The organism is Microbulbifer sp. ABF4_148 (assembly GCF_056158985.1).
Window position 1 is genome coordinate 3334638 of sequence record NZ_JBSWUI010000001.1, and the last position, 24077, is coordinate 3358714.

Below are 24077 nucleotides of genomic sequence, written 5' to 3' on the forward strand. Positions count from 1 at the left end.
GATACATCGGGTTAGTGGCGCAGGCGCTTGCCGTGGGCCATCAAGTGTAGCCCCCACCAGGACAACGCCGCGATAAACAGCACCACCCCGGCAAATGCCCAACCCACATGAATATCGGAAACGCCCAGTACGCCATAGCGGAACGCATTGACCATATACAAGACCGGGTTCAGCTTGGTCAGCGCCTGCCAGAACGGCGACAGCATCTGGATCGAGAAGAACACACCACCCAGATAGGTCAGCGGCGTCAGCACAAAAGTCGGAATAATCGAGGTGTCATCAAAGCTGTTGGCAAAGATGGCATTGATAAAGCCGGCCAGCGCGAACAGCACCGCGGTCAGGAACACCACCAGCACCGTCAGGCCCAGGTGCTGAATTTCCAGATCGGTAAACAACAGCGCAATGGTAGTGACCGCCAGCCCCACAATCAGGCCGCGCGCCACGCCGCCCAGCACATAGCCCGCCATAATGACCCAGTTGGGCGTCGGCGAAACCAGCAGCTCCTCGACGTTGCGCTGGAACTTGGCGCTGTAAAAGGAAGACACCACATTGGAGTAGGAGTTGGTAATCACCGCCATCATAATCAGGCCGGGCACCACAAACTCCATATAGGAAAAACCACCCATCTCGCCAATACGCTTGCCGATCAACGCACCAAAAATCACGAAGTACAGGGACATGGTGATGACCGGTGGCACCAGCGTCTGCGGCCAGATACGCATGAAACGACGCACTTCCCGGCGGAAAATGGTCGCGAATGAAGTCCAGATGGCTACCGCGTTCATTCGCTATCCCCTTCTTTGTCTTCTGCCAGCAACGACACAAACAGCTCCTCGAGGCGGTTCGCCTTGTTGCGCATGCTCACCACGGCAAGCCCCTGCTTACCCAATGCCAGGAACACCTCATTTAATGACTGCCCTTTCTCGACCGTCACCTCAAGACTGTTCTCGTCAATGAGCTGCCCCTCAAAATCACCCAGGTCCGGGCACTCGCGCATGGTCTCGCGGGTATCGAGAATAAAGACCTCTTTATTCAGGGTCTTCAGCAGCGAGCGGATCGAGGTGTTCTCAACAATCTCGCCCTTATCGATAATGGCGATATTGCGACACAGGCTCTCTGCCTCTTCGAGATAGTGAGTTGTCAGGATAATGGTGGTGCCCTGCTCGTTGATCTCCTGCAGGAAGGCCCACATAGAACGGCGCAGCTCGATGTCGACGCCTGCAGTGGGCTCATCGAGAATCAGCAATTTGGGCTCGTGGATCAGGGCGCGCGCAATCATCAGGCGACGCTTCATGCCCCCGGACAGCATCCGCGCCTGCGAGGCGCGCTTGTCCCACAACCCCAGCTTGCGCAGGTATTTTTCGGTGCGCTCTTCGGCGAGCTTGCGCGGCATGCCGTAGAAGCCGCCCTGGGTGGCGACGATGTCGAAGACCTTCTCGAACTGGCTGAAGTTGAATTCCTGCGGTACCACACCCAGCTGCTGCTTGGCCGCCGCAAAGTCCTCATCGATATCCACGCCAAAGATCGACACCTGCCCACCAGTTTTGCGCACCAGCGAGCAAATAATGCCGATGGTCGTGGACTTGCCGGCGCCATTGGGGCCCAGCAATGCAAAGAAATCCCCCGGCTGCACATCGAAGCTGATGCCTTTCAGCGCCTGAAAGCCGTTATCGTAGGTTTTCTCGAGATCGCGAATGGAGAGCGCGGCGGTCATGGAGGACTCCTGCAAAATGGAGCGCATATTCAACGCGCTCGCCAACCAGATTTCAACCGGGTATCCCGTGGGGTCATTTTGCGCCCACGCATAAAGAGACGTACAACGTTCTATTGAAGGCAAAAATCAGGCAATAAAAAAGCCGCTCAAAGAGCGGCTTTAATACTGGAGCGGGAAACCGGGTTCGAACCGGCGACCTCAACCTTGGCAAGGTTGCGCTCTACCAACTGAGCTATTCCCGCTTTTTCAGGTTGACCCGGCAGCATTGCTGCCGGGTCTTATTGGCATCCCCAAGGGGAGTCGAACCCCTGTTACCGCCGTGAAAGGGCGGTGTCCTAGGCCTCTAGACGATGGGGACAGAAACTTGCTTTCGGCAGATGCCGAATGCTGCCACACTGTCCGTGGCATCGCCAGCAAAATCTTCGCTGGCAACCTGTTATCTCGGACCCGAAGGTCACCCGATAACGGGCAATCAAACTGGAGCGGGAAACCGGGTTCGAACCGGCGACCTCAACCTTGGCAAGGTTGCGCTCTACCAACTGAGCTATTCCCGCAGTGGCGTCCCCTAGGGGAGTCGAACCCCTGTTACCGCCGTGAAAGGGCGGTGTCCTAGGCCTCTAGACGAAGGGGACCCGGACCTTCTGGGCTTTGCTGTGTCGCCGTTTGGCGTCGTGCTCTGCGTCAGAAGTGGGGCGCATTCTATGGAGCGACCGGGGGACTGTCAACACCCTTCCAGAAACTTTTTCTAGTTTTTTTCCTTTTAGAGTCAGGCACTTACCGCAACCCCGCAACAAGCCTCGAAGGCGCGGCAAGCCGGCTGCCTATTCCGCCTCCCTCACCTTCTGCTTGAGCGCCTCAAGGAAGGTGCGGATACGCTGGGCGTTGGCCCCCAGGTCACTGACACCCACCCGCGAGCTGCTACGCACATCGACCTTGCTGCCGCCCTCATGCTCGGTAATCCGCACCACAACGTCATCGCGGAAACCCAACAGTGGCGTACGATCAACCGCTTCCACACGCCCCTGCTCCGGCGAAATGGCCACAACCCGCCAGCCCAGCGACTCGGCGACCTCACCGGCCTTGCGGGTCATCACCGCGACTGACGGTTCCACCACCAGAGGCTGAATGTCGTCGTAAATACCCGCTTCACGCTGCAGCTTGGCAACGCGCTCGCCCTCATAGGCGGGATTGTTATCGTCGTCGTCCCGCAGGGACAAAATCGTGACATACGCCGGCGGGTTCGCCAGGTCAGTGGTAATGTCGTGGATCGCCGGCACTTCAAAATTTTCTCTGCCAACCGTGAACAGCGGTACCGCAATCGGGATCAAGCCGAGAATAACGCCCTTCAGTGCGGTCCAGCGCACTTCAGAGTTGCGCTTGATCAGCCCCCAGATAAACAGTGGCATGCACACCAGCGCGATGGCCAGCACCGCCAGCCCGAGGTACTGGAAAACCTTGAAGACGGTACCAAACGGCAGCAACTCCATGCGCAGGGCGGCACCGGCCATAAAAATGCCGAGCAGCAGAATCCATTGCAGGCGCACGAGCCAGCGACTCCAGTGGGTCTTCTTCATAGCGAACTCCTTACTCTTGTTATTTTGTCCTTAAATAGGCTCTGTTATTTACGTTTCGTCCTTACGATTCAGTTTTACCGAAAGAGAATTTACGCAATAACGCAATCCGGATTCTGTCGGACCGTCGGGAAATACATGCCCCAGATGACATTCGCATTTGGCACACAGGATCTCTGTCCGTCGCATGCCCAGGCTGTCGTCAGCCCGCTCGGCAACTACCCCCGGCGTGGCCTCTGCATCAAAGCTGGGCCAGCCACACCCTGCGTCGAACTTGGAAGATGACTCAAACAACACTTCGCCACAACAGCGGCACAGGTACTTCCCGTCTTCAAAACAGTCCCAATACTCTCCACTGAACGGCCGCTCGGTACCTGCATTGCGACAAACGTGAAATTCTTCCTCTGTCAGCTGTTCGCGCCAGTAGTTATCGTCTTTCTCTTTTGCCATACTTCCCTTCTTTTTCAGCAGTGTAAGATCCCGCCACCCATTCCCGCTCCGGGTTAACGCGGATCCTACGATAGTACAGGGTCAGGATTCCCCCAACCATCATGAAGGACATCTACAAGTCGGAAAAACTCCACGGCGTCTGCTACGAAATTCGTGGCCCGGTGATGGAGCATGCCTATCGCATGGAAGAGGAAGGGCACCGTATTCTCAAATTGAATATAGGTAACCCTGCCCCTTTCGACTTTGCCGCTCCCGACGAAATCATCCAGGATGTGATTCATAACCTGCCACTGGCAGAGGGCTATGTAGAGTCCAAGGGACTGTTTGCCGCGCGTAAAGCCATCATGCAGGAGTCCCAGACGCTGGGGATCCCCGATGTCGACATCGAGGATATCTACCTGGGCAATGGCGTATCTGAATTGATTTCGATGTCTACCCAGGCGCTGCTCAATAATGGCGACGAAATGCTGTTGCCGATGCCGAACTATCCACTGTGGATGGCGGCCACCAACCTGACCGGTGCCCACCCGGTACTTTACCGCTGTGACGAGCAGTCGGGCTGGCTGCCGGATATCGATGATATCAAGGCCAAAATTACCCCGCGTACCCGGGGCATTGTAGTCATTAACCCCAACAACCCGACTGGCGCCGTGTATCCACGCGAATTACTCGAAGGAATTGTCGAGTTGGCACGCCAGCATGATCTGGTGATCTTTGCGGACGAGATCTATAGCAAGATCCTGTATGACGATGCGGAGTTCACCCCGATGGGCTCCCTCGCCGAGGATGTGCTTTGCCTGAGTTTCAACGGACTGTCCAAGTCCTACCGACTGGCTGGCTTCCGCTCCGGATGGATGATTGTCAGCGGCGCCAAACACCGCGCCAAAGGGTTTATCGAGGGCATGGATATCCTGGCGTCCATGCGCCTGTGCGGCAATGTACCCGCGATGTACGCGGTGCAAACGGCACTTGGCGGCTATCAGAGTATTAATGACCTGGTATTACCCGGCGGACGCATGCGCCAGCAACGGGACCTCGCCTATCGCATGCTGAATGACATTCCCGGCGTCAGCTGCGTAAAACCCAAAGGCGCGATTTACCTGTTCCCGAAGATTGACCTGAACCATCACAAGATCAATAACGACGAACAGCTTGTGCTGGATTTCCTGCGCCAGGAAAAGATCCTGCTGGTACAGGGCAGCGCGTTCCATTGGGATGCGCCGGATCACCTGCGCATTGTATTCCTGCCCCGCGCCGATGATCTTTCCGATGCCATCGGCCGGTTTGGCAATTTCCTCGAACGCTACTCGCAGTAAACAGGCTGATGCTCGACGATCTTCACATCCACGATTTTTACCGCGATGCCGGGCGCATTTTGCTGGCACTGTTCAATCAGTTTCCGCTGCCCTCGACTATCTACGTGGACGACATTGCCGGACCGGATACACCGGACGAATTCGGCCTGCATTCGCCACGCCATATGGCCTGCCTCGGCGCAATGAGCTGGTTGAAGCAGAGTGGCTATATCGATTTCTCGCAACTGGTGCGCCAGGAAGCGATCGAAGATACCACGCTGTCCCATGCAGGCTTCCTGCTCCTGATCAGCCGCGACGACTCCGGCACCAGCAATGCACAGAAGCTGGATACCGCGGTTCGCCAGGGCTCTTCCAATCACCTGCAGGAACTGATGGAACGACTGATGGCGGAGATGGCCGCGCACTGAGTGCGCGGGACCGGTGCGACAGACGCCGCACAGAAGGCGATTGTTTTAAGGTTGAGGCTGACGGCGATAACGCACGTGTAGCATTTTCAGCGCCGCATCCTGATCACAGTCCGGGAAGTCGACACTCTGCGGCAAGCGCTCTACCACGGAAAAGCCCGAGTTCGCGGATTCGATCATTGCGCGAAAGCCCTGCTCACTGTGGCGCGGTGAGTTCAGCACCATCAAGATCTCCGCCTCGTCGGCGAGACAGGTCGGCAGCAACTCCAGCAAGCGCTGGTAATTGTGGTCGACATCAAAGCTGCCTTTCTGGCGTGTGGGAGGATCGACCACTGCCAACTGGAAGGGTCCGCGCCGATCAAAGCGGTCAAACTCGCGCACCGCATCCATCTTCAGAAACTGGATCCCTTTTACCGGCAAGCCATTGGCGGTGTGATTGTTGCGCCCGCGCTTGAGCACACCCCCATTCAGGTCAACATTGACGACCTTGAGCGGCCCAACCGAACGCGCCACTGCAGAAAAGGCACAAGTAAACGCGAACAGGTTCAACAGCTTGAGATCCTCTCCCGCTGCCAGTTTTTCCTGCACCTGCTTTTCCAGCCAAACCCGACCGGGCTCGATGTCGAGAAAAAAGCCGACATTTTGCCGCTTGAAGGTAATCGGAAATTCCAGCTTTGCGCGACGCGCTACTGGCGCGGTGACGGGCTCACCGAATGGCCAGGCGATCGGCGCGTCCTGCAGATAGCGCCGCTGCGCGGCAACCCCCTGATAGCCGAGCGGCTCCACCCGCTTCCACAGCTCAGCACACAGCGCATCTTCTCCCTCGTGCGGGCGGAAGAAACTCACCAGCAGCGCCGGGTAAAAACTGTCGACGCACACCTGCTCCAGGCCAGGCCAGGTCTTGCCACGCCCGTGAAAAAGGCGACGGCTGTCGGGCGCAGACTCTCCTGACTGAGACGCGAGCTTTTCTTCAACCTGCGTCAGTAGATCGCTCCAGTCAGCTGCGATCACTTCATTCCTGTCCGACATCAAACTCTCCGTCGCTCAGCGGGTAAAGGATTGCATCGCGGTAACCGGTCACCACGCGAATAAACCCACTCCAGTCCGCATCGAGTGTCGCATCGCCACTGTCGACCAGCAGCGGGCGACCGCCCAATTCGGTAATTTTTGTTTTGGTGGCAACCACGATCAGATTATCGCGCCCCACGGTTTGCAGGACCCGCGGTGAGAACTGCTGATTACCGCGTCCGATCAGGTGGCCCTGCCCGCCGATCGCGGTCAGAATAATTTTTACCGGGCCTTCATGCTCGGCAAGTGCCTGTTCGATTTCCGGCGCGCTGACGTCAGTTTTGATCAGTGCACCGTCCAACAGCAGATCCACCCCCAACAGTGTGCCTTCACAGCCCACCTCATTCAGTACCGCCAGCGTGGTCGAACCCGGGCCGACCACGTAAAGGGTTTCCGGGTCCAGGTCCTCGACAATGTCCGCCGCAATGTCGGCAACGGCAAGCTCTTCGACTTCGCGGCCGGCATTCTTCACCGCCTGCAGGAAGTGCCCTTCTTCCGGCACCAGGAGCTCGCCGTAATAGCGGGTACTCACCCTGCCCTCACGAAACGATTTCTCGTCGATGTCACGCACTTCACGTTCGTGCAGGTCGACCAGCTCCCCCTCCAGCAAGCGTCGCAATACTTCCCCGGCAGCACGCGGAGAAATCGCAAAGCAGGCGGAGTGCATCTTCACACCCGCAGGAATACCGAGCACAGGAACTGTGTCGCCGAGGGCATTCACCATATTGCGGGCAGTGCCGTCGCCACCAACGAACACAATCAGATCTGCACCGGCCGCGCGAATGGCAGCAGCCGCCGCCTCGCTGTCTTCCGGTGTTGAGGGATTGTGTTCGGCAGCGCCGACGACGCTGACCGGCAGATCGGCAGCCCGAGCGGCGGCCTCGCCCATATCGCCGGCAAAGCTGAGAATTTCCAGCTGCTCACGAAATGGCGCCAATGCCGCCAGCGCAGTTGCCGCGCGCTTTTGTGATTGCGGCTCGATCCCCCGATCCAGTGCCATTTGCACGGTGTCTGCGCCGTCGCTGCCCTTGAGACCCGCGGGCCCACCGATCCCGGCCCAGGGATTGATCACCAAACCCAGTTTTTTTACTTTCACTGCAAGCCCAATATCGCCAATTGTCGACGTTGCTCGGCGTCCAGTACGATGTCGCCGAGTGTGTAGTGGGAAAACTCCAGTCGACGCGGATACTCGCGGCGCAGCCGATCGAATGCAGTTCCCAGATCTCCGGTCGCCACAGCGCGCAATCGCTGGTCATCTTCGCGCGGGTCGTATATCTGCTGCAGCAGGTTCGCCAGCACGGCAAAATCGCTGTCGGCGTCGTGCGCCAGGTGCAGCGCGTGCACCTCCAGCCCTTCGCCCGCATCGTCCGCTCCCGCACCGCTGTCAGCCAGCAGCTCACCGAGAGACTCGGCCAGCGCGGCCCGAATCATTCGGGTTCCGGCGAGCTTGCCATCGTAGCTGTACCCGGCGATATGGGGCGTCGCCAGGTCCACTTGTTCCAGCAGCTCCGCATTGATGTTGGGCTCGTTTTCCCACACATCGAGGATCGCGGTCATCGGCTTGCCCGCCCGCAAGGCGTCGAGCAGTGCCCGGTTATCGATCACCCCGCCGCGTCCGGCGCTGAGCAACACCGCGCCTTCGCGTAACAGCGCCAGCTCGGAGGCCCCGAGCAGATGCTCACTGGGGTGCTCTCCACCCCGCACCAACGGTGCGTGCAGACAAACGATATCCTGCTGCAATACCTTCGCGAGTGGCGCACTGTCGGGATTGTCAGGCAACCAGGGATCGTAAACCGCACAGGCAATACCAATCTCATGCAACCGACGCTGCAACAGGCCACCGACGTTACCGCAACCGACAATGCCAAAACTACGACCACGCCAGTCCACACCCAGCGTGGCGAGCGCGCAAAATACATATTCCACCACCGAATTGGCATTGCATCCCGGTGCCGCACTCCACGCAATACGCTGTGCGTCCAGCCATTCGGTGTCGAGATGATCCGTACCGATCGTACAGCTGCCGACAAAGCGCACAGGTGTGCCCTCGAGTAGCGCAGCATTGACGGGGGTGACCGAACGCACCAGAAGTACATCGGCGTCTGCGAGCTGCGCGCGCGTCAGGGTGCGGCCATGCACCTTATGTACGTCGCCGAGACCGGAGAAATAGTGCTCCAGCGCGGGAATATTTTCGTCCGCGACGATTTTCAGTGATCCCTTTGCCATGGTTTTCCTTCTATACACGCTCTTGCGTGAAATCGAGTTCCGCCACCCGGCGAATCTTGCCCTTCAGGCCACCGATACCAAACTCTTCGGCGACTGCCTGTACCAGTTCGGAATCATAAGGTCGCCAGCGCAGTGCCTGCTCATCGACCTGCAGGTCAATATCCTCCACCAGGCGCGTCAGCTGCAACGCAAGGCGCACCTGCTCTGCATACTCTGCTAGCTTTTCCGCCAGTTTTTTCGCCCCGCGAATCGGCAGGGTCGCTACACCGGCCGGATCGGCCAGCAGCCCGTCGATACCCTCATAGTGGGACAGTAGCTGCGCGGCCGTTTTCGGTCCGACGCCGGGCACCCCCGGAATATCGTCACTGGTGTCTCCCACCAGCGCGAGGTAGTCGGCAATCTGCCCCGGTGCCACGCCAAACTTTTCGCCAATGCCGGCTTGATCCAGATGCTTGTCCGCGGCGAAATCCCACAGGGAGATGGCCCCTCTCGCCATTAACTGGCCGAGATCCTTATCGCGGCTGACGATGATCGGGCGATGCATCTCACACAACCGCGTCAATGAGGCGAGGATATCGTCAGCCTCATAGCGCTCGCTGGAAAAGCTCGCAATACCGAGCGCTTCTGCCATTTCCCGGCACGCCTCCAGCTGAAACGCCAGCGCTTCATCGGGCAGCGCCCGGCTGCACTTGTATTCCGGATACAACGTGTTGCGAAAACAACTGCCCAGCGATTCATCAAATGCGCAGGCTATCCGCACCGGACGCCGCGCCAGCAAGTCCAGCAGAAAGTTGGTAAAGCCATAGACCGCCTCGGTGCTGTATCCCGAGCGGCTGGTCCAGTTGGGGGGCAATGCGAAGTAATAGCGGAATATATAGACAGAGGCGTCCACCAGCAGGCAGCCGCCCTCTCTGGCTAAATTCTCGGGGGTGCTCATAGGGTCATCCCAGGTCTTCCAGCCGATAGTTTTCGGCCATAAATGGGTCGATATGGGTGAATGCTTGTGCCAGTTCAGTCGCAAAATCGCGGGCGCGCGTATTGACGCCTTCGCGGCAAAATAGCTGTACCTGTTGCCAGATATCCCGTTTGAACGCCGTACTGGGCCCCAGGCCCGCTTGCAGATTATCGGCGCTGACGCGGAAACGCAGACCACAGGCCCGGGCGAAAATCCACTCGAGCGCCTGCGGGCGAATCTCTACCTGCTCAAACTCCCGCTGCTGTTCCGCTGTGCGACCATCCGGGGCGTACCAGTAGCCATAGTCGGGCAACTGGCGGCGTTCGGGGCCTGCGACGCACCAGTGTGCGACTTCGTGCAGGGCGCTGGCGGCGTAGTCACGGGTGAACTCGATACAGTGGAAATCAACGCCGTCCCCCGCCGGGCGATAAAAGGGTTCGGCGGCCCCACCGCGCAGGCGGGTATTCAGGCCGGCGGGGTCCGCAAAGCACCGATTGAACACCGCGACGATGCCAGCGGCCTCAGGCAGTGCGAACGCCTCGATAACAGGGGCTTTGGCTAACACGGGTACTCCACCGGATGGGAAAGGCGGGGACTATAACAACGCGCCGGTCTCGAGCAAAGTCATGGAAAACCACGCCGATAATAACCTTCTTATATAAGAGGCTGGTTGTATTTCGCCAAACCAACATATAACTTAGTGGTTAGGGACCCCGAGAAGGCCCTGCCTGCTCGGGTTGCCCTATTCAAGGGGGGAACAAGCAGTATAACGCCCTCCTGCACCATAACCGGCCCTGCAAGGAGGTGCTCTATGACCGACCATCGTCATTCCAACGTGGTTGACCTCTTCACCGGCGAGCCAATCGAGACTTCTGCGAGCAAGCGTTTTGTGCGCCTGTCGCCGGAGCTGGATGGCTTGGAAATGCTCTACTCCAACAGCTCCAGTGGCACAGATCTCTACAGCCTGAAAATTCTGTGCTGGGGCCTCAAAGCCAATGGCGAGGTCGTAGGCCTTGTTCCCTGGCTGAACTCCATCGTTGCCTGTCCGGATATCCGGGACCCCCTGGATGGACGCTTCGAAGGCTACTACGACCCGGGCGTCGAGGAAATCTTCCACGAGGCGCCCATCCACAAGATCGTCGAGTTGGAGACTGCGGCGGAATACTTCGAGTTCGAGAGTGGGAAAGCCGAGGAAATCACGCAGGAGATTCCCGACACCATCGGCACCCATGCAGTATTCATGGACGACCAGCGCGAAAACCTCACGCTGACTGAAGTGGTTAGTTGGCGCCTGTATGCCTGTGGCGAGATCCACGGCATGCTGATCGACCATGACAGCGTCGAAACCACACCCGTGCTACCCGGGGATATCTGCCTGTATCCCGCGCAGGAATCGAACGGGTTTCGCTATTTCTTTCAGCACCACATCGCCAACAAGATCAAATCAGAGGACCCGGAAGCGCTGGCCGCGATCGCGGCGCTGGTTTCCAACCCCTGACCGCACTGGCCAATACAGAGGGCGACCAACTGGTCGCCCTCTGACTCTCAATGCCTTCCGGGTGGCAGGGCCTTATTCGCCCTTGCGAATCCAGTAGGAGAATTCACTGTCGGCTTCTGCGTGCTCAACCAGTTCATAGCCGAGAAACTGGCAAAACTTGGGGACATCGCGCTGGGTCGACGGGTCTGTGGCGAGCATTAGCAGCACCTCGCCCTCCCCCAGCTTGCGCACTGCGGCGTGTAGCATCATGACGGGCTCCGGGCACAGCAGGCCGCGGGCATCGAGAGTTTGATCTGAATTCATGGCCGCTATTGTCCTCCAATCCCCACCCGGCGTCACCCGTAGACTCAGCCGTCGCCGGACCCCCCTGAAATCCCGATACTGCAGGATTGCCCAGCAACCCGGCCAAAATGCCCACCTTGGTCACCGTCTCCCACGCTAGAATCCGCAAGACGAGTTTGCTGCCAGTTACGAGTAAGGGTCGATGATTTACGTTCTGATCGAGCGCGAAATAGCCGAGGACATGAAAAGCACCTATGAGGATGCGGCCCGCAGGCTCCTCACCAACGCCTATCGTACGGTTGGGTTTATTGATGGGCAGACCTTCCAGGCCAAAGATAACCCGCTGAAACGCTTTACCCTGTCCCAGTGGCAGTCCGAGCTGCACTGGCAGCACTGGTACACCAGTGAGGAGCGCCGGGGACAGATGGCTCAGCTGGCACCGATGCTGGCGCAGGCAGAGCGCATTACGATTCTCGAGCAGGCGAGCTGAATTCTGCAATCGCGGCCACTGCCGCCTGCCAGTGTTCCGCGCGGGAATACCCACTAGCCCGTCGCGGCTTGAAGTCGTGGTCACCATCCTCAAGCCAGTGCACGACAAAGTGCCCAGGCAATCCATACGCGGACACCTCGTCCTGATTACCCAGCGGGTCGCGAGTGCCCTGCACAATCAACGTCGGACAGGTCATCGGTAGCAGGTGCGCCGTGCGCAGCTTGTCCGGTTTACCAGTGGGATGAAACGGGTAGCCGAGACAAACCAGGCCGGACACCAGGCCCTCACCAAACAGCCCCTCAGCCACCAAACTGGCAACACGCCCGCCCATGGACTTGCCACCAATGAACAGTGGCAATGCCGGAGAGATTGCCGCCGCCGCTTGTACCTGCTGTAAAAAACACGCCTCGAGTTCCGGCATCCGGTTTGGTGGCCGTCGCTTGCCGGTCTGCCGACGTTCCTCCATGTAGGGAAATTCAAAGCGCAGTACCTCGATGCCCGCGCGTGCCAATCCCTCACTGATTTCCTGCATGAATTCGCTGTCCATCGGCGCGCCGGCACCGTGCGCAAACAGGAAGCGCGCGCGAGCCTGGCCCGCGGCGGGGGTGATCAGGAAATCATTCATCAGCGGGGATATCCTGTGCGAGCACCAGGTTGACGGATTCCTCGCCTGGCTCAAACCAGATCACCACGTCACCGGACTCCAGCTGCCGACGCAGGCTCGCGACCTTGTCAGTAAGGCTCACCTCTCGCTCACCGTACTCAGTTCCTTCACGGGTGGCATATTCCTCAAGCAGGTTCTGCAGAGTGTCTGGGTCGAGTTGTCGGTGGGGAACTATCATGGGTACGGCCTGATCAGTCGAATATTTACCCGGCGGAGTCTACCGCACACACAAAAAAACGGCCCGCATTGCGGGCCGTTTTTTGCGAGAACACTTCCCCTTTCACAGGGGCTGTATTACTCGGCAGGCTTGCGGAAGCGCAGGGTCATGCGATCACTCTCGCCGATGCCCATGTACTTCTCGCGATCCTCATCCTTCAGACGCAGGCTCGGTGGCAGGGTCCAAACACCTTTCGGATGGTCCGCAGTGTCTTTCGGGTTGGCATTCACCTCGCTGGCTTCCTCAAACTCGAAACCGGCGCCCTTGGCCACTTCAATCACGTAGTCCTGGGTAACATAACCGCTCTTGATCATGTCTTCGCGGCTGGTGCCTGGCTTAGCCCGATGCTCAACCACACCGAGCACGCCGCCCGGCTTGAGCGCAGCGAAGAACTGGGCAAATGCCGCTTCTTCTTTGCTCTGGTTCATCCAGTTATGTACGTTGCGGAAGGTCAGCACCATGTCTGCACTGCCGGCTGGTGCCACTGCTTTATCGGAACCCGGATCAAACTCGGTCACGATCACCTTGCCGTAGGAGTCCTGATCAGACTGCAGCTTGTCCTTGAACGCCTTCAGGGAGCGCTGGAAATAGCCCACCTCAGAATCGGCGGGGAAATGTGCCGCGTAGAATGTACCGGTATCCTTGAGGTAAGGCGCCAGGATTTCGGTGTACCAACCGCCACCCGGGGCGATTTCCACCACGGCCATGTCAGGCTTAATCCCCATAAACTCCAGGGTTTCTGCCGGATGGCGGAACTGGTCACGCTCGGCATACTGGGGGGTACGCTGGCTGCCACCGATGACTGCGCTGAGATCCATCACGGTCTCGGCACCTGCAGCCGGGGCTGCCGGAGCTTCTGCAGGCGCGGCGGACTCTGTCACCGCAGGCGCTGCCGGCGCTTCTGCTACCGACTTGTCAGCCTCTTCTTTCGGCGCGCAACCCGCTGCACCAATTCCGATCGTGACACAGGCCAATACAGCGGCTAATGGTTTCAATTTCATATTTACCCCCTCCTGTTGGTTGAAAACGCTCGATTGATCAAGCAATGGTTTATGGACGCTTGCCCAACCGATTATTCTTTTTTAGCCAATCGCTTTGTACCCGATCGCGGCACAATTGGATTGCTCGTCCGGAAAAATTCCCGGTAATTATTCTGGGAAACCACCGGCTCAAGTCAACCGGCTATTCACACTGTCGAGTTTATCCTGCAGCGACTGCGCGCGATCGGTACGGGTTCCCAACTTTAAACTTGTGCTGATCCGCGGCGCGCCCATTTCATGGACACGCTCATGGCATTGCTTTACCGCTGCCATGACCTCGTCCCAGTCACCTTCAATATTGGTGCCATAGGCGTGCATTTTGTGTTCAAGGCCGGCCGCCTGCAGTACGCGTTGGCACTCCGCAATATAATCAGCCACCGACACCCCGGAGCCAATCGGTATCACACACAAGTCAGCATGCACTTTCATCCTGAGTCTCCTCGCGACCTTTACGCTGCAACCCCATGATCATTGCACAGTCTCTGTGACAAAGACCGACATTCGCGAAATCGTTGGGCAACCCTCTGTCCGGATGTTACCAACCGCGCCATCTGTGGCTACAATGACGCCAGTGTAACGCGGCTCATTGCACCATACTATTGCAATCGACTCGACGGTTCGCAATCGTTTCACCGTCAACCGAAGCGGATGCAAAATGCGCCAACGGACTAATCCAGAGCAAACTTGAAGGATCTAGTGATGCAACAACACCTGGTAATTTCCCTGATCAGCGACGACAAGCCCGGCGTCGTGGAAAAGCTGTCTGCTGCCATTGCAGACAGTGGCGGCAACTGGGAAGACAGCCGTATGGCCCACTTCGCCGGTAAGTTTGCCGGGATATTGCGCGTCAGCGTTCCCGCTGAAGCGGCCGAGGGTTTGCAGCAGGCACTGGCCACGCTGTCCTCCAGCGGCCTCCGCCTCCAGGTCGAGGAAGCCCAGGCTGTCGCCGCCGGTCCGCAGCAGACGATACAGCTGAAGCTGGTCGGCAATGATCGACCGGGCATCGTCAGGGAAATCTCGCGCGCGCTGGCCGCTCGCCATATCAATGTGGAGCAGCTCGATACCGGTTACGACAGCACGCCGTGGAGCGGTGAACCGCTGTTTACCGCGCAGTGCAGTATTCAGGTGGCAGAAGACATGGATCTGGATGGCCTGCGGGATGAGCTCGACGAAATTGCCGATGAACTGGGCGTTGAAATCGATTGCGAGGAGATCGCCTCCGCCCAGTAACTATGAAATAATCTGCGCCAATTGCGGGGGCCGCACTGTGTGACTCCCGCTGGATCATCACCGGCAGGCCATCCCGGCCCACTTGCCAGAGCACTGCATCAAAACGCCCACCCGCCAGGAAAGATGTTCAAGATCGTTCTCTACCAACCGGAAATTGCGCCCAATACGGGGAATATCATCCGACTGTGTGCCAATACGGGAGCGGAGCTCCACCTGATTGAGCCACTGGGCTTTGCGATGGACGATAAACGTCTGCGGCGCGCGGGCCTGGATTACAGCGAATACAGCCGTGTGGTGCGCCACCGCGACTGGGCATCCTTCGAACAGAGTGAAACCCCCAAGCGGGTACTGGCGCTCTCAACCAAGGGAAGCCGCAGCCATACGGAAATAAGCTTTCAGCCCGACGATGCCATCGTGTTTGGGCCGGAAACCCGTGGACTGCCGGCAGAATTTCTCGCCCGCACCGGCCAGGAACACACGTTGCGCATCCCCATGCGCCCAGAGAGCCGCAGCATCAATCTGTCCAATGCAGTCGCGATCGTGATTTTTGAAGCCTGGCGCCAGCTCGACTTTTGCGGCGCAAACTAACCGGAACCCCCACTGACCATGCACGCTCCCATTGGATTGTTCTACGGCTCAAGCACCTGCTACACGGAGATGACAGCGGAAAAAATCCGCGAACGCCTGGGTGACGAGTGGCTGGACCTGTATAACGTCGCTGATGACGATATTACCCTCACCGAGCAATATGACTTCCTGATCTTCGGGATTCCAACCTGGGACTATGGCGAACTGCAGGAAGACTGGGAAAATATCTGGGACCAGCTGGCGACCCTCAAACTATCCGGAAAAAGTTTTGCCATCTATGGCCAGGGGGACCAGGAGGGTTACCCGGAGTGGTTCCAGGATGCAGTCGGATATCTGCATGCCCAGCTGATCGCTGTCGGCGCAAAGCCGGTGGGCTACTGGCCGACAGCCGGCTACCAGTTCGAGGCTTCCAAGGCATTAACCGACGATGGCAGCCACTTTGTCGGCCTCGCGCTGGACGACGAAAACGAATTCGAATTGAGCGACGAGCGCCTCGACACCTGGTGCAGCCAGGTCATGCGCGAGTTCGGTCTGCAGTCGTGAGTGATGCACGTCCCCCGCACGCACAAATCGACTGGGGTGAGGACGGCCAGCCGGTATCCCGAGCCTTTGAGGACGTATATTTTTCCCGTGCCTCTGGCCTGGAGGAAACCCGATATGTCTTCCTCGAGCAAAATCATCTCCGCCAGCGCTGGCAATCCCTGCAGAGTGGCGACTGCTTTACCATCGGTGAAACCGGTTTTGGCACCGGACTCAATTTTCTTGCGGCCTGGCAGCTGTGGCGGGAAGCGGCTCCCGCTGATGCGCAATTGCACTTTATCTCCGTAGAAAAGTATCCCCTGCACCTGCAGGATTTGCAGCGTGCGCTGGCACTCTGGCCGGAACTGGCCGAACTGGGAGCGAAGCTCGAACAGCAATATCCCCCACTGCTCGCTCCGGGCGTGCATCGACTGCGGTTTGGCAACGTCACGTTATCCCTGGTGATTGGGGAAGCCAGCGAGGGATTCGCCAGCCTGCGCCTCGACGATCCCGCACGCGATCGCCAGGTCGACGCGTGGTTTCTGGACGGCTTCGCGCCATCGAAAAATCCCGCCATGTGGCAAACCTCCCTGTTTGAGCAGCTTGGCGCCCTCAGTGGCGATCGTGCCACATTCGCGACGTTTACCTGTGCCGGTATTGTGAAACGCGGCCTGCGCGACGTCGGCTTTGCCCTGGAAAAAGTGCCCGGATTTGGCCACAAACGCGAAATGTTGCGCGGCTGCCTGTCACCCGAATCTCTGGAGAATCCCCCTCAGTATCCATCGACACCCTGGCACTTGCCGGAGACAACCAATACGGTCTCTCGTGTCGCGGTTATTGGAGCCGGTATTTCCGGGGCCACCACTGCCCGCGCCCTCGCCGAGCGCGGGCTTGCGGTCACCGTATTTGAACGCGGTAGTGCCGCTGGCAGTGAGGCTTCAGGAAACCGCCAGGGCATCCTCTATGCAAAGCTTTCGCCGGCGCCGGGTGCAAACGGCGACTTCAATCTGCATGCACTCATGTTTGCACTGCGCTATTACCAGGCGAACTGCCCGGAGCTGCTGCACCTAGATGGCATGCTGCAGCTCTCGGAAGACGACAAAGAAGCACAGCTGCACCGGAAAATCGGACACTGGCTCGACCAACAGGCGGGCACGGCGCTGGCGCGACTCGTCGATGCCCGTGAAGCTTCCGAGATCGCAGGTCTGTCACTGGCTCGGGGAGGCCTGTACTTTCCGGGCGGAGGATGGCTAGAACCTGCCAATGTTTGCGCCGCGCTGCTCCAGCACCCCAACATCACGACCGAGTGGAATACCGACATCGTTGCGCTCGAGCATAACGATCAACAGTGGCAACTCCGCGACGCGGGGGATCGGCAATTTTCCAGCGAGGCCATCGTGGTATGCGCGGCAAATGGCGTGCGTCAACTCGGGCCAACCGCCGCGCTCCCGCTGAACCCGATCCGGGGCCAGGTGACTACCACCGCCGCTACCCCAATATCGTCCCGGCTGCAGTGCGTTCTCTGCAGTGATGGCTATATCACACCGGCAATCGACAACCTCCAGAGTTTTGGCGCGACGTTCAAATTGCGTGATACGGCGACGGAAGTACGCGCGTCAGAGGCGGAGGAAAATCTCGACACGCTGCGCAGGCTATTGCCGGACGTTGCGGACGCATTCGCCGGACAACCGCTGGCAGGCCGTGCAGCAGTCCGCGCCGCTACGCCGGATTACCTGCCAATGGCCGGTCCGATCCCGTGCTGGCCAGCGCTCGAGGAAACCTACAGTTTTCTGCGGCGAAATCGCAAAGCGTTGATTCCCACGCGGACAGACTATCAGCCAGACCTGTACGCGCTGGCCGGACTCGGGTCACGCGGGTTCACCTATGCGCCCCTGGCTGCGGAAGTTGTCGCCAGCTGGATCTGTGGGGAGCCTATGCCCCTGCCGCGGCCCTTGGTGCAAGCCCTGCATCCGGCGCGATTCGCCATTCGCGCCCTGGGGCGCCATCGCAGCGAGACAAAATAGCCGGATTGATTCCGCCACCCCGGGTTTATAGGGATTGCTCCCCAGCTCAGGTCGGACTGACTTCCAGCCGCGCCTTCGCCATTAACTCGGCGCTGCCGGATCCGCACGCGACAATGGATTTCATCGCCGCCTCCACCGTGACCCCGGGCAAAATCTCCACGCAAGCTGCGGGCACGTGATACACAAATCCAGACGTGGGCACCGGAGCGGTCGGCACATAGACGGTGTAATCGCCATTGTCATGGCGCGCAGTGACAATCGCGGTCACTGCCAACGGATTGTCAGCACCATGAATCCGCACCCGCGCGACCGGACCAGCGAGCACCCCACCACTATCGCCACCCCCAATAAACTGCAGGACGAGATCCTTGATGGTGGTATACCCGGGGGCGAGCTTGCCCAGCCAGTGATCGACGTGCCGATGCACCCAACGGCCCACACCGGTTTTCACCAGCAGTCCGATTAAAAAGCATCCACCCAGAATCAGCGCTATCACCACCAGACGAGCAAGGGTATGCTTGAACTGGGTGTGCGCTTCCATCCAATGTACTGCGGGTTCAACCAACTCGGAGACCTGCCCAAACAGCCACTGGAACAGCAGCACAAAGATGGCGATCGGCAATACCACGGCGAGGCCACCCAGCAGGGTCAATGTAATAAACGTTTTGATTCTGTTCATAAATACTTACTGCGGATGCGAAAACCTGATTCTTATATGTCTGCCAACAGAGCTCTGTACCCCGTCGCACTGCTGATCGCGTTACTCACCTCGCCCGCCATGGCGTCCGCACCAGGCGAAGTCCCTTTCGAGGTGCTCCAGCAACGGGAGCGGGGCAGCGACCACTTTACCCAGGGATTGTACTTCGATGGCAAACACTGGTGGGAAAGCAGCGGCCGCTATCAACAGTCCTGGCTGGCCAAGTATACCGACCCTTCCAAGGCACCTCTGAGACGCAAGTGGCTCTCTCCGGATCGATTTGCGGAAGGACTGGCTGTTCTGGGGGATCGACTGTACCTGCTCACTTATCGCGCAGGAGAACTGCAGGTCTATCGTGCCAGTACCCTGCAGAGGCTGGGCACCTATCACTATGCCGGTGAAGGATGGGGGCTCACCTCCGATGGCCAATGGCTCATCATGAGCAATGGCTCCGACCAACTCACCTTCAGGGATCCGGATACGTTTGAGATCAAGCGGCGGCTGCAGGTGCACGGCGGAGACCAGCGCTGGGCGCGGTTAAACGAACTCGAATATGCCCAGGGTTTGATCTGGGCGAATATCTGGATGGACGAGCGGATTATTGCAATCGACCCGGCAAGCGGCGAAGTGCAAGGCGTGCTGGATATCAGCGAACTTTCCCCCGCCCACAACGACGTGGATGCCGTTGCCAACGGGATCGCCTGGGATCCCGAAAATGACGGGCTATGGGTTACGGGCAAGTACTGGAAACAGCTGTACCTGATCCGCCCAGAGGGGTTGGGCTTTGGCGCCGGGCCAGCGAAGCCTGACAGCGAGCCTCAGCCCCGGTAGACGTCCACGACGGTGAGGATACCGCCGGCCCGCATCGAATCCAGCGCCTCACCCGCGATACGCAGGCGAAAGCCACGCGGCATCGCATCCAGTGCGACACCCGGCTGACCGCCGCTTCCATCAAACAACATCGCGTCAAATCCATCGGCACCTTGCCATTGCACCCCCTCCACCCGCTGGAGGCCCGGAAGCTCCAGCGTGAGCAGCTTCAGATCCTCGGGCAAAGGCTGGAGCTCCACGCGACCGATACCGCTTGCGGTGACCAGCGAAAAGGCCAGCTGATGTTCTGGCGCGGGTTTCCAGCCCAAGTGGGTGTCCGCACGGGCGGACTGCACCAGCCGGTCCGGAGAGACGGAAACGCATCCTGCGAGACTCCCCAACAACCCGATTGATAACAGCAAAAGCAAATTCACAGTGCGCATAGGCTTATCCTTGTCTATGTCTGCGAAGCGCGATTATAGCGAAAGGTCACATTTTTAAAGGGAATTTGCCGCCAAATTGGTCATTTCCGGCACTTTCGCTGGATTTAGGCATGATTTGCGCGCCATCCCGCCCTGAGCGTGGGGGCAGGACTGCCACCAAAGCCTCCTCCACCGGCGCGCCCACTCGCCCATCCGGGGTACCTGGCGCGACCTGAATCGTCATGGCCGGTATACTCCCGAGCATGAGTACCTCCACCCCCGCCAGCCCGCATTACATCCTCGAGCACACGTTTGGCTATCGCGATTTTCGCGGTCAGCAGCAAGACATCATCGAGCGCCTGATTGCCGGTGAAGATGCCCTGGTGTTAATGCCCACCGGTGGGGGCAAGTCCCTCTGTTACCAGATCCCCGCACTGGCCCAGACCGGCTGCGGCATTGTGATTTCACCGCTCATTGCCCTGATGCAAGACCAGGTGGAAGCGCTCCGCGCCGCCGGCGTGCCGGCCGCATTTCTGAATTCCACCCTGCCCCTGGAAGAGGCACAGGCGATTGAGCGTGCCCTGCTGGCCGGTGAACTCAAGCTTTTATATCTGGCGCCAGAACGCCTGCTGCAACCGCGTACCCTGGAGCTGCTGTCGCGGGCGAAGCTGTCCCTGTTTGCCATCGATGAGGCCCACTGTGTCTCACAGTGGGGCCACGACTTTCGCGCGGAATACCTGCAACTGAACCAGCTGCACGAGCTGTTCCCACAGGTGCCGCGCATCGCCCTGACCGCAACGGCTGATGCCCGCACGCGCCAGGAAATTGCGGAGCGACTGAATCTGCATCAGGCACAGCACTTCATCAGCAGCTTTGACCGCCCGAATATTTGCTATCGCATCACCCAGAAAAACAATCCGAAGCGCCAGCTGCTGCAGTTCCTGCGCGACGAGCAGGCGGGAAACGCTGGCGTTATTTACTGCCTGTCCCGCAACAAGGTTGAATCCACCGCCGCATGGCTGGCAGATCAGGGGCTGACTGCCCTGCCCTACCATGCCGGACTACCGGCCGAAACCCGGGCAGCCCATCAGCGGCGTTTTTTGCGGGAAGAAGGCGTCATCATTGTCGCCACTGTCGCCTTTGGTATGGGGATCGACAAACCCGACGTGCGCTTTGTAGCGCATCTGGATCTACCCAAAAGCATCGAAGCCTACTATCAGGAAACCGGCCGTGCCGGTCGCGACGGTGAGGATTCCACTGCACTGCTCCTCTACGGCCTGGAGGATGTCGTCAAGCTTGGTCAAATGGCCGACGCGTCTGAGGGCAACGAGGCCTTCAAACGAAGCGAACGCACGCGTCTGAACGCCATGCTGGGCCTGTGTGAAATCACCACCTGCCGCAGGCAGGCGTTGTTGCGCTATTTCGCCGAGACCTTACCCGACCCCTGCGGCAACTGCGACAACTGTCTTTCACCGCCACAAACCTGGGACGGTACCGAGGCAGCCGCCAAGCTATTGTCCTGTGTCTATCGGACCGGACAGCGGTTTGGTGCTGCGCACGTCATCGACGTGTTACGCGGCAGCGATAGCGAGCGCATCCATCGATTCGGCCATCACCAACTGAGTACATGGGGAATCGGATCCGACCTCAGCGCCGTTGAGTGGCGCGCGGTCGTGCGACAGCTGGTGGTCAGGGGCTTGCTGGAGGTCAACGGTGAAGCCTTCGGCGCACTGCAACTGACGGAAGCATGCCGCCCGTTACTGCGCGGTGAGCAAAAGATTCAGCTGCGTAAGCTGGCTGCCAGGTCGGCACCGACCAGCCGCAGAAACCCCGTCGAGGATCTCGCCGAGGCAGACCAGGCCCTGTTCGACCAGCTGCGTGCATGTCGAAAAGCACTCGCGGAAGCACAGGGTGTACCGCCTTACGTCGTATTCCATGACGCGACACTGCGCGAAATGGCATTGCGCAAACCCAAAAACAGTGCCGAATTACTCGACATCAGCGGGGTTGGTGACAGCAAGCTGGCGCGCTTCGGGCAGGACTTCCTCGAACACATTCAGGCGTTCCTCAGCGAGAGTACCGCTTAACCCACGCAGCGAGCCGGCTACTCGACACCGCAGGGATCCAGCCGCATCCAACAACAAAAAAGGGCGCCGAAGCGCCCTTTTCGTTCCAATACCAGGATTAGAACTTGTAGCCAATGCCGATGTTCCACAGCCAGGGATCTGGATCGAGACGGCTCCGTACAGAGTTGTAGAAGAAGCGCGTCTGTTGCGGATCATCCTGGGTCAGGCCCTCAACGGCGTAGTCGAGGTCTGCAGTCAGATCCATGTCCAGATAGGTTGCGGACATGTTCACCAGCCAGTTACTGTCGCGGCCGAACAGGATGTCGATACCAACCTGACCAACCCAGCCCCAGCTGCTGCCGACACTCAGGCGGCCCGGGCCAACCGCATCAGCAAACTCAGCGAGCACCTCATTCGCAGGATCTCTGAGTCTGACACTGTCGAAGTCGGTGTAGTGAGTACCGATACCAACGTATGGCTGCACCCAGGATTCAGGGCATACCGGGAACCAATTGACGGTCAGGACATTGGTCGTACGATCCAGGTCATTGATCCGATAAGTACGGTCAAAGCCCTCGTCGACGAAGCCTGAAACCCGCCAGTCGTTGTCGTGGCTGGACTCCCCGACATACATATACTCGATACCAAAGTGGTCCGCAGGCATAAACATCGCGCTAAACTGCCAAGACCAGGCAGAATCCAGGTCGTAGTCAAAGCCGCGACGCCCCTCAAGGGTTGCATACTCCGGGAAAATGTCCGGGTTACGCAGGGTAGCACTGGTGCTATCCGGATCGACATAGCTACCGCCCAGACGTACAACCGCGGTGCCCGCGTGGTACAGCTTGGGTGGAGGTGCCGGAGGCACGTAACCGGACCCCCCGGCAAAAGCTTGTTGCGCGCCTACCGAGGCGGTAACTGCTAATGCCAAGGGTGTTAGAATGCGCATCATTTTCATAGTCAGAACTCCATCAATATTCGGCAAATTGAACAGCAATTAACCCAATCACTTTCAGTCTAGACACGGGAGTTCACGGCTGTAGAAAAATCACCCAAGCGGCACGCTCTGTCTTGGAACAATTGTGTAAAGTTGACGCGCAATTAATTTTTTTCAGGCATTTTGGGTGATTCCAACGCCAAGATTTTTCCAACATAGGAAAAAAGCGCGAGATATTTCGTGCCATTTTTTTACAAAGCACGCCAAACATCACAGCACAAAGCGCCAACTTTTGCAGACTGGCCTGCCCTTCCTCGTTTCCGCCCCTCATTGATCGAAACGAGCTAACCATTTGAGTCGCAATAATGCGCTTTCGTCAGGACCAAAAGGATCCACGGACGACTGCCGACGAGAAAGCATGAACAATCAAACGGGGAAGACGATAGAAACGCGCGGTAAATAAAGAAGAGTTAAACGTGAAGCGTACCGCGTTGGGACACGAAAAGAACGGTAAGGGGTATCGGGAGAATTAAGTGTAACCGGAACGAGCTCACGCACAGGCGGGGCCGTTACGGAGTAACTGTTAGCCTTTGCCACCGCCGAGGCACTCAGGACTTTCCGGCGCTTCACCCTGCCACTCATCCGGGCTGTAGGTATGCAGAGCCAGCGCATGGACAGGGCCTGCCATTTCTTCCGCCAGTGCGGCATAAACTTTCTGATGACGCTGTACTTTGCGCACGCCAGAAAATGCTTCCGCGACCAACACCACACGAAAGTGCATCTCCGCTCCCTCGGGAACATTGTGCAGATGACTTTCACACTGTACATCGACATGCTGCGGCGTAAAGGCCGACGTCAGTTTCTCCTGAATTACGCTGGCAAGGCTCATTGC

The 24077-nt window shown here is 58.6% G+C and carries 28 protein-coding genes and 4 tRNA genes; 10 read left to right on the forward strand and 22 right to left on the reverse strand.

What is annotated here, in order from left to right:
* Positions 1 to 11 precede the first annotated feature (11 nt).
* The 8 genes from ACXAD0_RS14730 to msrB all read right to left on the reverse strand — a co-directional run bounded on the left by ACXAD0_RS14730 (position 12) and on the right by msrB (position 3735).
* Entirely contained in the window at positions 12 to 785 is a 774-nt protein-coding gene (locus tag ACXAD0_RS14730; RefSeq protein WP_475089313.1) for an ABC transporter permease, read from the reverse strand.
* Positions 782 to 1714: an ABC transporter ATP-binding protein gene (locus tag ACXAD0_RS14735; RefSeq protein ID WP_475089314.1), complete on the reverse strand. Its 933-nt coding sequence runs from the start codon at positions 1712 to 1714 to the stop codon at positions 782 to 784. The genes ACXAD0_RS14730 and ACXAD0_RS14735 overlap by 4 nt, the downstream gene beginning before the upstream one ends.
* 166 nt (positions 1715 to 1880) lie before the next feature.
* Positions 1881 to 1956 (reverse strand) — tRNA-Gly (locus ACXAD0_RS14740).
* A gap of 40 nt (positions 1957 to 1996) precedes the next feature.
* Positions 1997 to 2072: transfer RNA gene (locus ACXAD0_RS14745), tRNA-Glu, on the reverse strand.
* Between the two features lie 120 nt (positions 2073 to 2192).
* Positions 2193 to 2268 (reverse strand) — tRNA-Gly (locus ACXAD0_RS14750).
* A gap of 2 nt (positions 2269 to 2270) precedes the next feature.
* Positions 2271 to 2346, reverse strand: a tRNA-Glu gene (locus tag ACXAD0_RS14755).
* Positions 2347 to 2535: 189 nt separating this feature from the next.
* Entirely contained in the window at positions 2536 to 3288 is a 753-nt protein-coding gene (locus ACXAD0_RS14760; protein ID WP_475089315.1) for a DUF1499 domain-containing protein, read from the reverse strand.
* Positions 3289 to 3336: 48 nt separating this feature from the next.
* On the reverse strand, positions 3337 to 3735 hold the full coding sequence (gene msrB / locus ACXAD0_RS14765) for a peptide-methionine (R)-S-oxide reductase MsrB (protein WP_475089316.1): 399 nt from the start codon (positions 3733 to 3735) through the stop codon (positions 3337 to 3339).
* A gap of 101 nt (positions 3736 to 3836) precedes the next feature.
* Here msrB and ACXAD0_RS14770 point away from each other — a divergent pair, with 101 nt between their 5' ends.
* Positions 3837 to 5051: a pyridoxal phosphate-dependent aminotransferase gene (locus tag ACXAD0_RS14770; protein ID WP_475089317.1), complete on the forward strand. Its 1215-nt coding sequence runs from the start codon at positions 3837 to 3839 to the stop codon at positions 5049 to 5051.
* A gap of 8 nt (positions 5052 to 5059) precedes the next feature.
* A complete protein-coding gene (locus tag ACXAD0_RS14775) occupies positions 5060 to 5458 on the forward strand; it encodes a hypothetical protein (protein ID WP_475089318.1) in 399 nt (132 codons plus the stop codon).
* Positions 5459 to 5503: 45 nt separating this feature from the next.
* Here the strand turns inward: ACXAD0_RS14775 and ACXAD0_RS14780 are convergent, their stop codons facing one another.
* From ACXAD0_RS14780 to ACXAD0_RS14800, 5 genes are read right to left on the reverse strand one after another with little or no spacing between them, the layout of a single operon-like run.
* On the reverse strand, positions 5504 to 6484 hold the full coding sequence (locus tag ACXAD0_RS14780) for a class I SAM-dependent methyltransferase (RefSeq protein WP_475089319.1): 981 nt from the start codon (positions 6482 to 6484) through the stop codon (positions 5504 to 5506).
* The gene (locus tag ACXAD0_RS14785) at positions 6468 to 7619 is read right to left on the reverse strand and encodes an ATP-NAD kinase family protein (protein WP_475089320.1); all 1152 of its coding nucleotides are present in this window, start codon (positions 7617 to 7619) and stop codon (positions 6468 to 6470) included. The genes ACXAD0_RS14780 and ACXAD0_RS14785 overlap by 17 nt, the downstream gene beginning before the upstream one ends.
* Positions 7616 to 8749, reverse strand: a complete 1134-nt coding sequence (locus ACXAD0_RS14790; RefSeq protein WP_475089321.1) for a 4-phosphoerythronate dehydrogenase — start codon at positions 8747 to 8749, stop codon at positions 7616 to 7618. Before ACXAD0_RS14790 ends, ACXAD0_RS14785 begins: the two co-directional genes overlap by 4 nt.
* A 10-nt stretch (positions 8750 to 8759) precedes the next feature.
* Positions 8760 to 9686 (reverse strand): 5'-3' exonuclease, encoded by a 927-nt coding sequence (locus tag ACXAD0_RS14795; RefSeq protein WP_475089322.1) that lies wholly within the window; start codon positions 9684 to 9686, stop codon positions 8760 to 8762.
* Positions 9687 to 9690: 4 nt separating this feature from the next.
* Positions 9691 to 10269 carry an elongation factor P hydroxylase gene (locus tag ACXAD0_RS14800; RefSeq protein ID WP_475089323.1) on the reverse strand — a complete coding sequence of 193 codons (579 nt, stop codon included), beginning with the start codon at positions 10267 to 10269 and terminating at the stop codon, positions 9691 to 9693.
* Positions 10270 to 10515: 246 nt separating this feature from the next.
* On the opposite strand from ACXAD0_RS14800, the gene ACXAD0_RS14805 reads away from it, so the two are divergent.
* Entirely contained in the window at positions 10516 to 11202 is a 687-nt protein-coding gene (locus ACXAD0_RS14805; protein ID WP_475089324.1) for a hypothetical protein, read from the forward strand.
* Between the two features lie 72 nt (positions 11203 to 11274).
* On the opposite strand, the gene tusA is transcribed toward ACXAD0_RS14805, so the two are convergent.
* Positions 11275 to 11505, reverse strand: coding sequence for a sulfurtransferase TusA (gene tusA, locus ACXAD0_RS14810; protein ID WP_475089326.1), 231 nt, complete (start codon positions 11503 to 11505; stop codon positions 11275 to 11277).
* Positions 11506 to 11686: 181 nt separating this feature from the next.
* Here tusA and ACXAD0_RS14815 point away from each other — a divergent pair, with 181 nt between their 5' ends.
* A complete protein-coding gene (locus tag ACXAD0_RS14815; RefSeq protein ID WP_475089327.1) occupies positions 11687 to 11974 on the forward strand; it encodes an antibiotic biosynthesis monooxygenase family protein in 288 nt (95 codons plus the stop codon).
* Here ACXAD0_RS14815 and ACXAD0_RS14820 read toward each other — a convergent pair.
* The 4 genes from ACXAD0_RS14820 to ACXAD0_RS14835 form a co-directional block, all read right to left on the reverse strand.
* The gene (locus ACXAD0_RS14820) at positions 11949 to 12599 is read right to left on the reverse strand and encodes an alpha/beta family hydrolase (RefSeq protein WP_475089328.1); all 651 of its coding nucleotides are present in this window, start codon (positions 12597 to 12599) and stop codon (positions 11949 to 11951) included. The genes ACXAD0_RS14815 and ACXAD0_RS14820 overlap by 26 nt on opposite strands.
* Positions 12592 to 12816, reverse strand: coding sequence for a YheU family protein (locus tag ACXAD0_RS14825; protein WP_475089330.1), 225 nt, complete (start codon positions 12814 to 12816; stop codon positions 12592 to 12594). Before ACXAD0_RS14825 ends, ACXAD0_RS14820 begins: the two co-directional genes overlap by 8 nt.
* A 116-nt stretch (positions 12817 to 12932) precedes the next feature.
* A complete protein-coding gene (locus tag ACXAD0_RS14830; protein ID WP_475089331.1) occupies positions 12933 to 13856 on the reverse strand; it encodes a class I SAM-dependent methyltransferase in 924 nt (307 codons plus the stop codon).
* A 168-nt stretch (positions 13857 to 14024) separates the two neighbouring features.
* Positions 14025 to 14324, reverse strand: a complete 300-nt coding sequence (locus ACXAD0_RS14835) for an MTH1187 family thiamine-binding protein (protein ID WP_475089332.1) — start codon at positions 14322 to 14324, stop codon at positions 14025 to 14027.
* 270 nt (positions 14325 to 14594) lie between these two features.
* Here ACXAD0_RS14835 and ACXAD0_RS14840 point away from each other — a divergent pair, with 270 nt between their 5' ends.
* From ACXAD0_RS14840 to mnmC, 4 genes are all read left to right on the forward strand, one after another.
* Positions 14595 to 15125, forward strand: a complete 531-nt coding sequence (locus ACXAD0_RS14840) for a glycine cleavage system transcriptional repressor (RefSeq protein ID WP_475089333.1) — start codon at positions 14595 to 14597, stop codon at positions 15123 to 15125.
* A 123-nt stretch (positions 15126 to 15248) separates the two neighbouring features.
* Positions 15249 to 15713 (forward strand): tRNA (uridine(34)/cytosine(34)/5-carboxymethylaminomethyluridine(34)-2'-O)-methyltransferase TrmL, encoded by a 465-nt coding sequence (gene trmL, locus ACXAD0_RS14845; RefSeq protein ID WP_475089335.1) that lies wholly within the window; start codon positions 15249 to 15251, stop codon positions 15711 to 15713.
* Positions 15714 to 15731: 18 nt separating this feature from the next.
* Positions 15732 to 16256 carry a flavodoxin FldB gene (fldB, locus tag ACXAD0_RS14850; RefSeq protein WP_475089336.1) on the forward strand — a complete coding sequence of 175 codons (525 nt, stop codon included), beginning with the start codon at positions 15732 to 15734 and terminating at the stop codon, positions 16254 to 16256.
* A complete protein-coding gene (gene mnmC, locus ACXAD0_RS14855) occupies positions 16253 to 18256 on the forward strand; it encodes a bifunctional tRNA (5-methylaminomethyl-2-thiouridine)(34)-methyltransferase MnmC2/FAD-dependent 5-carboxymethylaminomethyl-2-thiouridine(34) oxidoreductase MnmC1 (protein WP_475089338.1) in 2004 nt (667 codons plus the stop codon). The genes fldB and mnmC overlap by 4 nt, the downstream gene beginning before the upstream one ends.
* A 46-nt stretch (positions 18257 to 18302) precedes the next feature.
* On the opposite strand, the gene ACXAD0_RS14860 is transcribed toward mnmC, so the two are convergent.
* On the reverse strand, positions 18303 to 18935 hold the full coding sequence (locus ACXAD0_RS14860; protein WP_475089339.1) for a DUF502 domain-containing protein: 633 nt from the start codon (positions 18933 to 18935) through the stop codon (positions 18303 to 18305).
* Positions 18936 to 18971: 36 nt separating this feature from the next.
* Between ACXAD0_RS14860 and ACXAD0_RS14865 the strand changes: the two genes are divergently transcribed.
* Positions 18972 to 19784, forward strand: coding sequence for a glutaminyl-peptide cyclotransferase (locus ACXAD0_RS14865; RefSeq protein WP_475089341.1), 813 nt, complete (start codon positions 18972 to 18974; stop codon positions 19782 to 19784).
* On the opposite strand, the gene ACXAD0_RS14870 is transcribed toward ACXAD0_RS14865, so the two are convergent.
* Entirely contained in the window at positions 19772 to 20206 is a 435-nt protein-coding gene (locus tag ACXAD0_RS14870) for a hypothetical protein (RefSeq protein ID WP_475089343.1), read from the reverse strand. The two genes, ACXAD0_RS14865 and ACXAD0_RS14870, sit on opposite strands and share 13 nt — an antisense overlap.
* Before the next feature lie 242 nt (positions 20207 to 20448).
* On the opposite strand from ACXAD0_RS14870, the gene recQ reads away from it, so the two are divergent.
* Entirely contained in the window at positions 20449 to 22272 is a 1824-nt protein-coding gene (gene recQ / locus ACXAD0_RS14875) for a DNA helicase RecQ (RefSeq protein WP_475089344.1), read from the forward strand.
* A gap of 97 nt (positions 22273 to 22369) precedes the next feature.
* Here recQ and ACXAD0_RS14880 read toward each other — a convergent pair whose 3' ends face one another.
* The gene (locus tag ACXAD0_RS14880) at positions 22370 to 23206 is read right to left on the reverse strand and encodes an OmpW/AlkL family protein (RefSeq protein ID WP_475089346.1); all 837 of its coding nucleotides are present in this window, start codon (positions 23204 to 23206) and stop codon (positions 22370 to 22372) included.
* Positions 23207 to 23768: 562 nt separating this feature from the next.
* Positions 23769 to 24074 (reverse strand): BolA family protein, encoded by a 306-nt coding sequence (locus ACXAD0_RS14885; RefSeq protein ID WP_475089347.1) that lies wholly within the window; start codon positions 24072 to 24074, stop codon positions 23769 to 23771.
* Positions 24075 to 24077 lie beyond the last annotated feature (3 nt).